A 13,577-nucleotide genomic window follows, 5' to 3' on the forward strand; every position below is an offset into this window, starting at 1 on the left:
AAGTAGGTATGGATGACACCAGAACCCCCGCCGTAGACCTCGACGAACCCCTGGGCGACCCGCGCGAGATGCTCGCGCTGCTCGAGAAGCAGCAGCGCCAGGTGACGGATGCGCAGATCGCGCCCGTCGTCTGGCTGTACTTCATCTGGGGCATCGCCTGGTTGGTCGGCTTCCTCGCCCTCTGGTCGGGCGACGCCGACGGCAACCCCTGGTTCACGATTCCGGCCGGGCTCGCGACACCACTGTTCATCGTGCTGCTGGTGATCTCGATCGTGTCCTCAGCGGTGATCGGTATACGGATCAACCGGGGCGTGCGCGGAGTCTCCAGCTTCTCCGGCGCCGTCTACGGGCTGTCCTGGTCGGTCTGCGGCACTGCGTTCGCTTTGCTCGGCACCGCCCTGATCAGCCACGGCATGTCCACCGACCTCGCCAACCTCTACTTCCCGTCCGGCTACGCGCTGATGTGCGGAACCATCTACCTCGGCGGCGCCGCACTCTGGCGGGAGAAATCCCAGCTCATCCTCGGCCTGATCATGCTCACCGTCGGCGCGGCCGCACCGTTCGCCGGGTCGCCCGGCAACGACCTGGTCTTCGCTCTCGCCGGCGGCGGGGCCTTCCTGGTCGTCGCCGCCATCATGGCCGTGCGGCTACGCCGGAACCGCTGATGGACGAACTCGACCCGGTGATCCACGCATCCGCCCGGCTCAAGATCACCGCCACCCTGGCCACACTCGAGGTGGGCGACCAGATCGCCTTCCCCCGCCTGCAGGAACTGCTCGGCATGACCGCCGGCAACCTGTCCACCCACCTGCGCAAGCTCGAAGACGCGGGCTATGTTGACGTCATCAAGTCGCACCAGGGCCGCACCCCCGCCACCTACCTGGCCCTGTCGCGCACGGGCCGGCGCGCATTCGAAGACTACCGAGAAGCCCTGCGCGACCTATTGGGAGAATCCGCATGACAGTCCTAGCCCGCCTCGACCACGTCACCCGCCGCTTCGGCGAGGTGCTCGCCGTCGACGACGTCACCCTCGACATCCACTCCGGCAGCATCCTGGGCCTGCTCGGGCCCAACGGCGCCGGCAAGTCCACCGTGCTCACCATGCTGCAGGGGCTCCGCAAGCCGACAACCGGCACCGTCACCCTGTTCGGCGGGTCGCCCGGCGACTACCGGATGCGCCAAAAGCTCGGCGGCACCCCGCAGGAGACCGCTCTGCCGCCGACCCTGCGGGTGGGCGAGGTCATCGACTTCGTCGGCCGGCACTTCGACGAGCCGCTGAGCACCGCGGCCGTGGCCGAGGAGTTCGGACTGGGGGACCTGCTCAAACGCCAGACCGGCGCGCTCTCCGGTGGACAGAAACGCCGGCTCAGCGTGGCGCTCGCGTTCGTGGGCCAGCCACGGCTGGTGCTGCTCGACGAACCCACCACCGGGCTCGATGTGGATGCCCGCCGCACCCTGTGGGATGCCGTGCGCCGCCAGCACGACCGCGGCGCCACCGTGGTGGTCACCAGCCACTACCTCGAGGAGATCGAGGCGCTCGCCGAACGCGTGGTGGTGATGGGGCACGGCCGGGTGATCGCCGACGACACCGTCACCGCCGTGATCAACCAGGTCTCGCTGCGGCAGGTGCGCCTGGTCACCGACCAGCCCGACCGGGTGAGCGGACTACCCGGCGTGGTCGGCCGCGACCTCGGCGACAACGGCAGCACCACCTTCTACGCCAACGACAGCGACCGGCTGATCGTGGAACTGGTGCGCTCCGGTATCCCGTTCACCGACCTCACCGTGCGCGGCGCCACCCTCGAAGAGGCGTTCCTCACCCTCACCGGGGCGACGGATGCGGCCACCGGGCAACCGGCCCGGCCCCCGCACGATGCCGAACCACTCGGCACCGCCGACCCGCGCGCCCACACCGGCTCGGCCCCGTCTGCTGTGCCCGCCGTCCAGAAGGAGATGAACCGATGAGCACCCTCACCCCCACCCCGGCAGGCACCGCCCCCGGAACCGGGAGCCGCGTCCCGGCACTCGGCGGGCGCACGGGCGTCCTCGCCCTCACCTTCGTGCACGCCCGCATCAACCTCGTCGAGACGTTCCGCATCCCGGCCGCCCTGATCGGGTCGCTCGTGTTCCCCGGGCTCTCTTTGCTGTTCTTCGTGGTGCCGCAGCGCACCGTCGCGGACAACCCGGAGTTCGCCACCCAGGCGGTGATCGCCCTGAGCGTGTTCGCGCTGATGTCCAACTCGCTGTTCAGCTTCGGCCTGAACATCTCGGCCAACCGGGAGCAGCCCTGGGACCCGTACCTGCGCACCCTGCCGGTGCCGGGCGTTTCCCGGGTGCTCGGCCAGATCTTCTCCACCGGGTTGATGGGGCTGGTCTCGATTCTGCCGGTGATCGCGATCGGGGCCCTGTTCACGGCGGCGGAGGCATCCGTTCTGGGCGTTCTCGGCGGGCTGGTGGCGCTGGGCATCTCGGCGCTGCCATTCATGTTCATCGGCATCTCGATCGGCTACTCGATGTCGTCCAAGGCCGCGATCGCGGTGGTGCAGATCGTGATGTTCGCCCTGGCGTTCGCGGGCGGGCTGTTCCTGCCGCCGTACCTCTTCGCCGACTGGCTCGACACGCTGTCGAAGCTCCTGCCGTCGCGGCAGGCCCGGGAGTTCGTGATCTGGGCCGTGCAGGGCGGCGAGCTCGAGCCGTGGGTGTGGATCGGCATCCTGGTCTGGACCGCCGTGACCTTCGCCCTGGCCCTGCGGCTCTTCCGCCGCGACGAGGGCCGTCGCTACCACTGACCCCCTCGGTGCCATGACTCGCCCATTTTCGCTAGTGCACGGCCGCCTCGACTAGCGAACTTGGGCCACTCACGTCGGGCCCCTGTCCCGGACCGGGTGAAGCGCCGGCGCGAAGCGCATGACTGGCCCATTTTCGCTAGTACGACGGCAGATTTACTAGCAAAAATGGGCCAGTCATGTCTGGGCCGGGGCGTTGGGCGGGCCAGCCTGGGATTGAGGGGCTGTGGCGTGGGGCGGATTACGCTGTCGGCATGCGTGACGTGCGCCCCGGCCGCGCGCTCCGTAGGCTCGTTGGATGACGAATTCTGTACCCCTCATCACCCTGAACGACGGCCACACCATCCCGCAGCTCGGCTTCGGGGTCTTCAAGGTCGACCCGACCGAGACCACCCGGATCGTGTCCGACGCCCTCGAGGTGGGCTACCGCCATATCGATACCGCCGCCATTTACGGCAACGAGGAGGGCGTGGGCCAGGCACTGGCGTCCTCCAACATCGACCGCTCCGAGCTGTTCGTCACGACGAAGCTGTGGAACGACAAGCAGGGCACCGAGTCGGCGCTGGATGCGTTCGACGCGAGCCTGGAGAAGCTCGGCCTGGACTACGTCGACCTCTACCTCATCCACTGGCCCGCTCCCGCGAATGACAAGTTCGTGGAGAGCTGGAAGACCCTCGAGAAGATCCGCGAGTCGGGCCGTGCCCGCTCCATCGGCGTCTCGAACTTCCTGGTGCCGCAGCTGGAGCGCCTGCTCGCCGAGACCGACGTCGTGCCCGCGGTCAACCAGATCGAGCTGCACCCTGCACTCCAGCAGACCGAGCTCACCGCGTTCGCCCGCGCCAACGGCATCCACATCGAGGCCTGGGGCCCGCTCGGCCAGGGCAAGTACCCGCTGCTCGAGGAGGGCGTGGTCACCGCCGCGGCCGAGGCACACGGCAAGACCCCTGCGCAGGTCATCATCCGCTGGCACCTGCAGACCGGCAACATCGTCTTCCCCAAGTCCAACCGCCGCGAGCGCATGATCGAGAACTTCGACGTTTTCGACTTCGAGCTCAGCCACACCGAGCTGGCGACGATCACCGCCCTCGAGCGCGGCGGCCGGGTCGGCTCGCACCCCAACGACGTCAACTAGCCCCACCCGGCTCCTGGCGTGCCACAAACGGCCCCTTCCGCACTCCGGAAGGGGCCGTTCTTGGCATCTCAGGGCGGCGTCGCGCATCGGAAGCGCCCGGGCCCCGTCGCCGACTTGCCGCACCGTGCCCTCTCCATGCCCGTGAGGGGGAGGTTTGCCGCGACTCGGCGAATGCGCCCGTCGTTCACTTGCCGCAAAGTGCCCTCTCCGCGCCCGCGAGGGGGTCGTTTGCCGCAACTCGGCGGATGCGGCTGGGCCGGCGAGCATCCGCCGTCTTACGCCGTGTGTCGGCGCGGGTGGCGGCATCCGTGGCGGGCACTTAGCGTCGAAGCATGTCGTACACCCTGAACGTCGTCGCCGTCTCCGGCAGCCTGCACGCGCCCTCGAAGACCACCGCGCTGGTACGGGCCATCCTCGCCGCGCTGGAGCGCGAGCTGTCGATCGACGTGCACCTGATCGAGCTCAGCCAGGTGGGCCGGGAGTTCTCCGGGGCGCTCCGCCGCGACGAGCTCTCCGCCGCGGCCGAGGCCGACCTCGTGCGCATCGAGGGTGCCGACCTGCTCATCGTGGCGTCGCCGGTGTACCGGGCGTCGTTCACGGGCCTGTTCAAGCACGTTTTCGACTTCGTCGACCAGTATTCGCTCGTCGACAAGCCCGTGCTGCTGGCTGCAACAGGCGGCAGTGATCGGCACGCGCTCATCCTCGAGCACCAGTTCCGGCCGCTGTTCAGCTTCTTCCAGGCGCTCACCCTGCCGATCGGCGTCTACGCCAAGGACGCCGACTTCACCAATTACGAGGTGACCAACGCCGAGTTGAGCGACCGCATCGACCAGGCCATCCGCCGGGGGCTGCCACTGGTGCGCGCGAGCCTGCCAGCCGTGCTCTCCGCCGACTCCGCTGCCATCGTCTGGTGACGGCCGGGGAATAGGCGCCCGCCTCAGCGCCTTACATTGGGACGTGCACGGATGCGAACCATCCGGGAGAGAAGTATCTTGTGTCCCTGATCACCTGGCTGTTCGACGCTCAACTCCAGATCGGCACCCAGACCATCCTCTGGCGGGAGATCATCGGCAATGTCTTCGGCATCGCCAGCGCTGTCGGCGGAATGCGCCGCAAGCTCTGGGCCTGGCCCGTGGGCATAGTCGGCAACGCGCTGCTCTTCACGGTTTTCCTCGGCGCGGTGTTCGGCACGCCCAACCCGGTGAACCTGCTCGGCCAGGCCGGCCGGCAGGTCATGTTCATCGTGGTGTCGGTCTACGGCTGGGTGCAGTGGTCGCGCAGCCGCTCCACCGGCACGGCCGCCGTCGCGCCGCACTGGGCCGGCGCCCGGGCGCGCATCGGCCTGGGGGTGGGCCTGGTCGCCGGCACCCTCGTGCTCACGCCGATCTTCCGGGCCCTTGGCTCGTTCGAACCGGTCTGGGCGGATGCCTGGATCTTCACCGGGTCGCTGCTGGCCACCTACGGCATGGCCCGCGGCTGGACCGAATTCTGGCTGATCTGGGTGGCGGTCGACATCGTCGGGGTGCCGTTGCTGATCAGCGCCGGCTACTACGCCTCTGCCGTGCTCTACCTGTTCTACGGCGCGTTCACCATCACCGGTTTTGTGATCTGGACCCGGGTGCAACGCCGCCGGCAGGCGCTTGTCGAGGTCGCGCCGCTCTGATCGGGGCGGTCTCGGGTAGCTCTCGACTGACCGGCCCTCAGCCGGTCAGCCGACCGGCCGCGGCGGCGCCGGAGGCGGGACCGGGCCGAGACGGCGGCGCAACTGCTTGGGCCGGCCGAGGGCCACGAGCCCCAGCACCGGCGCGATGAGCAGCTGCAGCGTCACGAGCGGACCGAACGACGCGAACAGCACCGTGAGTACGGCGGTCGCGGCCCCGAACACCAGGACTCCCACGAGGAACACCGGCCGGCCCGTGCGGGCGAACGCCACGCTGGCCAGGCCGAGCGGCACCACCCGCAACCACAGGTCGGCCGCCGAGTGCGGCAGCGGCCCGCCGAGGTACGAGATCGCGGCCGCGAGCCCGAACAGGCCCGTCCACACCCAGAACAGCCACGGCCCGGCGGGCGGCGCAGGCTCGTAGGGCTCGTCGGCCGCCCAGTTGGGATCCGCCCAGGCGGAGCTGTCGGCCGGGTGCCGGCCCGGTGCAGCGGATGCGCCGGATGCCGCGGGGTGCCCGGGCGGCGCGTCGGCGGGGGAGGGGCGCATCCGCTCGGCGTCGGCCTCGCGCAGCATCGCGCGCGCCTGGGTGAACCTGTCGAACCGGGCGGCCGCCTCAGCCAGCTCCGCCGGGCTCGCCGAGGTCATCCGGTCCGGGTGCGACCGTTGCGCTTGGTAGCGGTAGGCGCGTTCCACCTGCTCGGGATGCGCATCGACCGCGACCTCGAGCAGGGCCGCGGCTTCGGCGAGGGTCATCATGGACGGCACTCGATCCGGTCAGCGCCGCCACGCCGCGAGTGCGCGCGGGAATTCGTGCTGCCCGGAACCAGTGCCCAGATCGTCATCGCGCCCCTTCCTCCCTCCAAGTCTCACAGCAGCAATCCGGCGCGGCAAGCCTCTCGTGCGGCCCGGTTTCCGGGGCGCGAATCCGCGCGTACGCAGCATCCACTTGCGGCGAAGTGCCCCCTCCGGGGCTTGGAAGGGGCGCTATGCGGCAACTCGCGGGATGGACGGCACCCGCGGGCAGCGGCACGACCAGCGGGCGCGGAGGCGGCGGAGCGACAATGGAGGCATGACGAACCGCCTCGCCGACGCCATCAGCCCATATCTCCGCTCGCATGCCGAGAACCCGGTGGACTGGCAACCCTGGAGCGCGGCCGCATTCGACGAGGCCAGGGCCAGGGACGTGCCGGTACTCGTGAGCATCGGCTACTCCACCTGCCACTGGTGCCACGTGATGGCTCGAGAGAGCTTCAGCGATCCCGCGATCGCCGCCTACCTCAACGCGAACTTCGTGAGCATCAAGGTGGACCGCGAGGAGCACCCCGACGTGGACGCCAGCTACCTCGCGGCCGCCGGAGCCTTCACGCAGAACCTCGGCTGGCCGTTGAATGTGTTCGTCACCCCGGCCGGCCGGCCGTTCTACGCCGGCACCTATTCACCGCCCGCGCCGATGCCGGGGCACCCGGCGTTCCGGGAGGTGCTCGCCGCCGTGACGGATGCCTGGACCACCCGCCGAGACGCCGTGGAGGACAGCGCCGCCGGGCTGGCCGAGGCCCTCGCCCAGGCGGCGCCCGCCGCGGAAGCCGGCGAGCTGCCCGGCCAGGACCGGCTCGCCGAGAGCGTTGACCTGCTCGCCACCGCCGAGGACCCGGTCTATGGCGGCTTCGGCGGCGCCCCCAAGTTTCCGGCCTCACCCGCCCTGGCGCTGCTGCTCGACCGCGACGACGGGCGCGACCTTGCCCTGCGCACCCTCAAACGGCTGGGTGCCACACCCCTCCGCGACCCCGTGGAGGGCGGGTTCTTCCGCTACGCCGTCAACCGGGACTGGAGCGAGCCGCACTACGAGCGGATGCTCTACGACAACGCCCAACTGCTCGAGCTGTACACCCGGGCCTGGATGCTCACCGGTGACGCGTGGGCCCGACTGGTGAGCGAGGGGCTGGTGCGGTTCCTCGGCGAGGTGTTGCAGCTGCCCGGCGGCGGCTTCGCCAGCGCCCAGGACTCGGAGAGCACCGTGGACGGGGTACGCGTGGAGGGCGGCTACTACGCCCTCGACGAAGACACCAGGCACGAGCAGGTTCCGCCGGCGCTCGACACCAAGATGCTCACCGGCTGGAACGGCCTCGCGATCGGCGCTCTCGCGCTCGCCGGGTCGGCCTTCGGTGACGACATCGCGCTCACCCTGGCCCGCCGTGCGGCGGACCGGTTGCTGCAGCTGCACCGGAGGGAGGACGGCGCTCTGGTGCGCGCATCCATCGACGGTCGGCTCTCGAGCGCCGTGGCCACGCTCGAGGACTACGGCATGTTGGCGGCCGGTCTACTCGACCTCGCCACGGCGACGGGCGAGGTGAGCTACGCGGTGGCGGCGCGCGAGCTCGTCGACCGCACCCTGCCCGACCCCGCGTCGGTGGTCTTCGTCGCACCGGAGGGCGCTGACCCGGTGCTCACCGGCCACGGCCTCGACCTGGCGACCGACCCCTCCGAGGGGGCCTACCCGTCGGGGCTCAGCGCCGTCGCGGCCGCGGCCTGGCGGCTGTACCTGGTCACCGGGGCGGCCCGGTACCGCCAGGCGGCCACCGCGGCGATGGTGCGTCTGGTGGGCGCGGGCAGTCTCAACCCGCTCGCGTTCGGTGCCGCCCTGCGCCTGGTCAACGCGCTCACCTCGCCCGTGCGGCAGCTGGTGGTGGTGACCCCGGCCAGCACGCCCGGCGCGGGTGTCACCCCGCCCGGTGGCCTGGTCGACACGGCGCGGCGCCGGAACGGCCTGGTGGCCGTCGTCACCGAGGAACAGGGGCGCGAGTGGGCGGCGGCCGGCTTCGAGCTGTTCGCCGATCGCGGCGTGCGCGATGGCGTGCCCACGGCCTACCAGTGCCGCGATTTCGTCTGCCGACTACCCGTCACGCAGGCCGCTGACCTGGTCTGACCGGCCTCTTCGGACCGTCCGGAACCTCGTCCCGGCGCGGGTCGCCAGGGTGCGTCGTGCACGACGTACACTAGGTCTTACGACACTGTTCCCAGCGGGCTTCAAGCCCGGCCTGGTTCGGTGCGGGGGATGCCCGGGAGACCCGGGCGCACATTCCGGGGCCTGGCGCATGGATGCCCGCCCAACGGAGCTCCCTCTCGACGACCTGTTACGAATCACCGCATCTCCCTCGCAGCCCGACTGCACCCGTTGCCCGTTCCACGCTATTGCTCCAAGGAGGACCATGGCTCGCTTTGACCGCACCGACTCCGCACGACACGCTCGCAACGCCTCAGGCCGCGGCTTCTCCGAGGCCCAGCCGGCACCCTTCGACGAACCGGCTCCCGATACCGCGTCCATGCCCATCCTCTCGCTGAGCAACGAACCCGAATTGGTGCTGCTGTCCCTCGACGAGCGCACCCGCCGCTTCGACCGCGACGACGTCGTCGTACGGAAGGGCGAGATCGCCCTGATCAACGGGCACTTCACGCCGCACGAGTCCATGGTCATCGACCTTCTCGCCCTGAGCAATGCCCTCGACGCCGCCGGCATCGACTACCTGCTCGTGCGCGGCGACCACGACCGTCCGGTCATCGCGGTGAACCGCAAGCGACGCAAGCAGATCAGCAAGATCCTCGGCGCGGCCTTCGCTGACGCCCCCTTCTACATCAAGCCGCTCGACAACGACGAGGCCCGGGCCGGGCTGCTCGCCGACGGTGCCCTCGCGCAGCTGCGCAAGTCCGACGTCTTCCGCGCCTACCAGCCGCGCATCGAACCCATCGGCCGGCTCCGCTACGGCGCCGAGACCGCCTTCCAGCTCGAGCTCTGGACCTTCGGCGAAGACGAGATCATCGCCCCCGTCGAGAACGTCTTGATGCGGAAGCGCCTGCCCCGCTCCGAGGCGCGCGAGACCACTGTCGAGATGTTCGGCCGCAGCTGGCGCACCCTGCAGAACATGTTCGACGACCTCGTGAGTGACATCAGCTTCGACATCGACCTGGTCTTCTCCTGGGTCGACGGTTCGTCCAGCGACTTCCAGAAGGCCCGCGCTGCGCGCATGAAGGGCTACGTCGTCGGCTCCGGTGACGAGTCCGAGGCCCGGTTCCGCCAGATCGACGAGCTCAAGTACGCCCTGCGCAGCGTCTACATGTTCGCGCCGTGGGTACGCCGCATCTTCATCGCCACCGACTCGCCGGCCCCCGAGTGGCTCGTCGACCACCCCCGGGTGACGATCATGAACAGCGAAGACTTCTTCCCCGACACCAGCGTGCTGCCCACGCACAACTCGCACGCCGTCGAAAGCCAGCTGCACCACATCCCGGGTATCGCCGAACACTTCATCTACTCCAACGACGACATGTTCTTCGGCCGCCCGGTGGGCCCGGAGCTGTTCTACTCGCCCGGCGGCATCACCAAGTTCGTCGAGGCGGCCACCCGCATCGGCCTGGGCGACAACGACCCGAGCCGCAGCGGCTTCGAGAACGCCGCGCGGGTCAACCGGGCGCTGCTGCGCGAACGCTTCGGCAAGGTCACCACCCGGCACCTCGAGCACACGCCGGCGCCGCTGCGCAAGAGCGTCATGTTCGAGCTGGAGGCCGAGTTCCCCGAGGACTTCCGGCGCACCATGGCCAGCCGGTTCCGCTCCGCCACCGACATCTCGGTGACGAACTCGCTCTACCACTACTACGCCCTGGCCACCGGCCGGGCGGTGGAGCAGACCCAGGCGCGTTCGCTCTACGTGGAGACCACCCTCAAGCTGGCCCTGCGCCAGATGAGCAAGCTGCTCAAGCGCCGCGACCAGGACATGTTCTGCCTCAACGACGGCAGCTTCCCCGAGATCTCCGACGAGGTGCGCACCGAGGCCGTCACCGATTTCCTCGAACGCTACTTCCCGATCGTGGCACCGTGGGAACGCGAAAGCGTCATCGCGGAGAGCCAGCACGGCGAGGACACCCTCATCGAGAGCGTCCTCGGCACCGGCTCCGCCGCGATGGCGGGCGACGTCAGCGCAGAACCGGGATCGGCCTGGTCATTGGCGGCTCGCGGTACGCGGGCAGAGACCCAGCAGGCATGATCTCGATACCGGATGCGGCCAGTCGGCGGGCGCTTTCGGCCGGGTCGATGTAGTCGAGAGCTTCGTACTCGCCCAGCGGCACCACCGAGTGCAGCACAGTGTCTGCGTAGACGTGCACGAGGTTGAACGCCCGGGCGCCGTCGCGGCCGCGGGTGCCGCCCACGGGAACGTTGAGGTCCTGCGTGTAGCAGGTGGCCGAGGCCACCGACACAGGGATGCCGGCGAAGGTCGCCGTGGACGAGTAGTGCAGGTGCCCGGCCAGGATGCTTCGCACATCCGTGCCGCGCAGCACCTGCGCGAGGCTGGCCTGGTCGCGCAGCTCCACCGACACCGACAGGTCGAGCATGCTCGGTACGGGCGGGTGGTGCATGGCGAGAATGGTGCCGTCCGGCGCCGGGAAGCTGAGCTGTTCGCTGAGCCACTCGAGTTGGCGTTCGGAGATCTCGCCGTAGTGGCTGCCCGGAACCGTGGTGTCGAACGTGATGATCCGCAGCCCGCCGACGTAGTCGACGTGGTCGATCGGCGCGAGGCTGGGCTCCTGGCCGAGCAACTCGGTGCGGAAGTTCGCCCGGTTGTCGTGGTTGCCCATCACCCACAGCACCTTGGCGCCGAGACGGGCGGCCGCGGGCTCCACAATGCCGCGCAGTTGCGCATAGGCATGCGGTTCGCCCTTGTCGGCCAGGTCGCCGGTGATGATGATGGCGTCTGGCCTGCTGCCCGACGCCTCCACATCCGCAAACAACCGTTGCACGTGTGCGGCACTGTCCACGCTGCCGTAGAGACGATTGCCGTCTGCGAGCAGGTGCGTGTCGCTGAGGTGGAGAAGGAAATAATCCGGCCTGGGGTATTCGGCCGTTCGAATGCTCACGGAGCTTCCATTCGTTTGGTACTTAGGCACTTTACGGGGATTGCGCTGCGGATGCTACAAATTCAGTCGATCAGAGAAATATGAACATAGCGTGTACAACACGCGAAAAGACAGGACCCGGAGGGAATTCCCTCCGGGTCCGTGGGTCGACCGGGCGTATCCGGCGTCTTACTTCTCCAGGTGTTTCTCGCCTTCCTTCACCGTCAGGGTCTCCTGCTGGTCGGCGTTCTCGGTGCTCACCTCGATCTTGCGGGGCTTGGCCGCCTCGCTCACGGGGATGGTCACCGACAGCACGCCGTTGGCGTACTTCGCGCTGATGTTGTCGAGGTCGATGCCCTGGCCCAGGTTCAACTGGCGCAGGAACGACCCCGCGGTGCGCTCCCGAGTGAGCCACTTCACGTTGTCGTGGCTGGCCAGGGTGCGCTCGCCCCGGATGGTGAGCAACTGCCCGTCCACATCGATGTCGACGGATCCGGGGTCGATGCCGGGCATGTCGGCGTCCAGCACGTAAACGTCACCGGACCGGTACAGGTCCATGGGCATCACCCGCGGGCCGCGCACATCCATCAGGGCGCCGGCGACGCGATCCAGTTCGCGGAAGGGATCGTAGTTCATGGCCATGTTCAACTCACTTTCTTCGATATCGTCGGCACGGGCCTGCTGGCCCGGCCGGGGGTTCCAAACTTGAGTCCAGTCGACTCAACTACAACTATTATTTGACACGATCTCACGGCTCGCAACCCGTGCGCGGACCCGTTCAGCGAAGTCTCAGCCGCGCCTGCGGGCACGGTGAACCACCGGATGCGCTCCGGGAGAATGCCACCATCCAGCGGTCAGGGGTGGGTGAGGCCGGGCGTCGTAGACGGCAGTACCGGGGTCTCGCCCTCGCCGTGCTCGTACGGTTCGCCGTGCTCGTTGCTGGCGGTCACTGCGCGACGGCGCTCCGATTCGAAGTCGCCCTCCAGCCCGGGAAAGCCGCCGCGGTCGCGGGGGTCGTCGGGCTCCTGACGCCGCACGGCCGCGCGGTCGGCGCGCTCCTGCTTCGTCTTCTTACTGAACATATTCCGACGCTACGCCGCCGGTATCGCCTGTCAAGGGGCGGCCGGCACGACGTCGCATGCAGGACTCGTGCACGGCCCTTTCACGGTTCACTCATGCTCGCGTGGGACAGTAGAGGGTGTCTTCGACCTCCCGCCTCACGCCCGCTCGTTACGTGGGCGCCGCTGTGCTGTGCGCCGTGGCATTCCTCGCGCTGTACCTGTTCTTCGTGCGTGATGAGACCGGGCAGGCCATCGACCAGCTGGCCTTCAACGGAGCCGAGAATGAGACCACGGGCACCGAGGTCACCCTGAGCCTGCTGGATCTGATCCCCTCCGTGATGGTCGGCGTCGGGGCCGTCGTGAGCCTCGCCATCGCCGCCGTGCGCCGGGCCTGGTTCCCACTTTTCGTGGCCGTCGGCAGCGCCATGGCCGCGGTGATCACCACCCAGCTGCTTAAGAACATCGTCCTCACCCGGCCGGACCTCGGCGTGGAGGGCTATGTGTCCAACTCATTCCCGTCCGGGCATACGACGGTGGCGGCGGCCTCCGCTCTCGTGGTGTTCCTCGTGGCGAGCCCGCACACGCGCTGGCTCGCGGGCACGATCGGCGCCGCCTTCGCGGTGGCGGCGGGCGTCTCCACCCTGGTCAGCCTGTGGCACCGACCCAGTGACGTGATCGCCGCCCTGCTCGTGGTGTCGTTCTGGGGATGCGTCGGCGGCGCCGTGCTCACCAGGGCCGGCGGCCGACAACGCGCCGCCCGCACGCCCACCCCCGCGCAGGTGGGCCTGCGCCTGCAGACCTGGATCGCCGTGCTGGCCGCGATCGTCACCGCCGTGGCCGTGGGGATCGGCGCGACCGGCGCGTTCGGCACCTCCGCCGCCCCGGCCGCTTACCTCGGCGCGGTCACCGCCATCGTCGCCGTGGGATTCGCGCTGGCCATCACCGCGACCCGGCTCTTCGACCGGCTGCCGTAACCGTCGGGCCAAGTCCCGGGCGGGCGCATCCGTTCGCGCCGCGCCGCGCCAGGGGGGTGTGCGGCCACGAAAGTGCGT

The 13,577-nt window shown here is 69.3% G+C and carries 14 protein-coding genes; 10 read left to right on the plus strand and 4 right to left on the minus strand.

All coding sequences use genetic code 11. The features are described from left to right. Window positions 1-8 precede the first annotated feature (8 nt). From DOE79_RS17280 to pnuC, 7 genes are all read left to right on the plus strand, one after another. Window positions 9-665, plus strand: coding sequence for a hypothetical protein (locus DOE79_RS17280; RefSeq protein WP_120339548.1), 657 nt, complete (start codon window positions 9-11; stop codon window positions 663-665). Further along, on the plus strand, window positions 665-961 hold the full coding sequence (locus DOE79_RS17285; RefSeq protein ID WP_066597199.1) for a transcriptional regulator: 297 nt from the start codon (window positions 665-667) through the stop codon (window positions 959-961). Before DOE79_RS17280 ends, DOE79_RS17285 begins: the two co-directional genes overlap by 1 nt. Then, window positions 958-1,965, plus strand: a complete 1,008-nt coding sequence (locus tag DOE79_RS17290) for an ABC transporter ATP-binding protein (protein ID WP_120339549.1) — start codon at window positions 958-960, stop codon at window positions 1,963-1,965. Before DOE79_RS17285 ends, DOE79_RS17290 begins: the two co-directional genes overlap by 4 nt. After that, window positions 1,962-2,789, plus strand: coding sequence for an ABC transporter permease (locus tag DOE79_RS17295; RefSeq protein WP_245976994.1), 828 nt, complete (start codon window positions 1,962-1,964; stop codon window positions 2,787-2,789). The genes DOE79_RS17290 and DOE79_RS17295 overlap by 4 nt, the downstream gene beginning before the upstream one ends. Before the next feature lie 295 nt (window positions 2,790-3,084). Then, the gene (locus DOE79_RS17300) at window positions 3,085-3,918 is read left to right on the plus strand and encodes an aldo/keto reductase (protein ID WP_120339550.1); all 834 of its coding nucleotides are present in this window, start codon (window positions 3,085-3,087) and stop codon (window positions 3,916-3,918) included. A gap of 332 nt (window positions 3,919-4,250) precedes the next feature. Then, the gene (msuE, locus tag DOE79_RS17305; RefSeq protein ID WP_120339551.1) at window positions 4,251-4,832 is read left to right on the plus strand and encodes an FMN reductase; all 582 of its coding nucleotides are present in this window, start codon (window positions 4,251-4,253) and stop codon (window positions 4,830-4,832) included. Between the two features lie 80 nt (window positions 4,833-4,912). Continuing rightward, window positions 4,913-5,581 (plus strand): nicotinamide riboside transporter PnuC, encoded by a 669-nt coding sequence (pnuC, locus tag DOE79_RS17310; protein WP_120339552.1) that lies wholly within the window; start codon window positions 4,913-4,915, stop codon window positions 5,579-5,581. 45 nt (window positions 5,582-5,626) lie between these two features. Here the strand turns inward: pnuC and DOE79_RS17315 are convergent, their stop codons facing one another. Continuing rightward, on the minus strand, window positions 5,627-6,337 hold the full coding sequence (locus tag DOE79_RS17315) for a hypothetical protein (RefSeq protein ID WP_120339553.1): 711 nt from the start codon (window positions 6,335-6,337) through the stop codon (window positions 5,627-5,629). A 313-nt stretch (window positions 6,338-6,650) separates the two neighbouring features. On the opposite strand from DOE79_RS17315, the gene DOE79_RS17320 reads away from it, so the two are divergent. Both DOE79_RS17320 and DOE79_RS17325 read left to right on the plus strand, forming a co-directional pair. After that, window positions 6,651-8,504 carry a thioredoxin domain-containing protein gene (locus DOE79_RS17320; RefSeq protein WP_120339554.1) on the plus strand — a complete coding sequence of 618 codons (1,854 nt, stop codon included), beginning with the start codon at window positions 6,651-6,653 and terminating at the stop codon, window positions 8,502-8,504. Between the two features lie 397 nt (window positions 8,505-8,901). Further along, the gene (locus DOE79_RS17325; RefSeq protein ID WP_120340408.1) at window positions 8,902-10,617 is read left to right on the plus strand and encodes a stealth family protein; all 1,716 of its coding nucleotides are present in this window, start codon (window positions 8,902-8,904) and stop codon (window positions 10,615-10,617) included. Here the strand turns inward: DOE79_RS17325 and DOE79_RS17330 are convergent. The 3 genes from DOE79_RS17330 to DOE79_RS17340 form a co-directional block, all read right to left on the minus strand. Beyond that, entirely contained in the window at window positions 10,547-11,485 is a 939-nt protein-coding gene (locus DOE79_RS17330; RefSeq protein ID WP_120339555.1) for a phosphodiesterase, read from the minus strand. The two genes, DOE79_RS17325 and DOE79_RS17330, sit on opposite strands and share 71 nt — an antisense overlap. Before the next feature lie 168 nt (window positions 11,486-11,653). Next, the gene (locus DOE79_RS17335) at window positions 11,654-12,106 is read right to left on the minus strand and encodes an Hsp20/alpha crystallin family protein (protein WP_120339556.1); all 453 of its coding nucleotides are present in this window, start codon (window positions 12,104-12,106) and stop codon (window positions 11,654-11,656) included. Window positions 12,107-12,318: 212 nt separating this feature from the next. After that, entirely contained in the window at window positions 12,319-12,546 is a 228-nt protein-coding gene (locus DOE79_RS17340) for a hypothetical protein (RefSeq protein WP_120339557.1), read from the minus strand. Window positions 12,547-12,662: 116 nt separating this feature from the next. Between DOE79_RS17340 and DOE79_RS17345 the strand changes: the two genes are divergently transcribed. Next, window positions 12,663-13,499, plus strand: coding sequence for a phosphatase PAP2 family protein (locus tag DOE79_RS17345; protein WP_162942818.1), 837 nt, complete (start codon window positions 12,663-12,665; stop codon window positions 13,497-13,499). Window positions 13,500-13,577: the final 78 nt, after the last annotated feature.

Origin of the sequence: Cryobacterium soli, assembly GCF_003611035.1 — a bacterium.
In the GTDB taxonomy this organism is placed as follows: domain Bacteria; phylum Actinomycetota; class Actinomycetes; order Actinomycetales; family Microbacteriaceae; genus Cryobacterium; species Cryobacterium soli.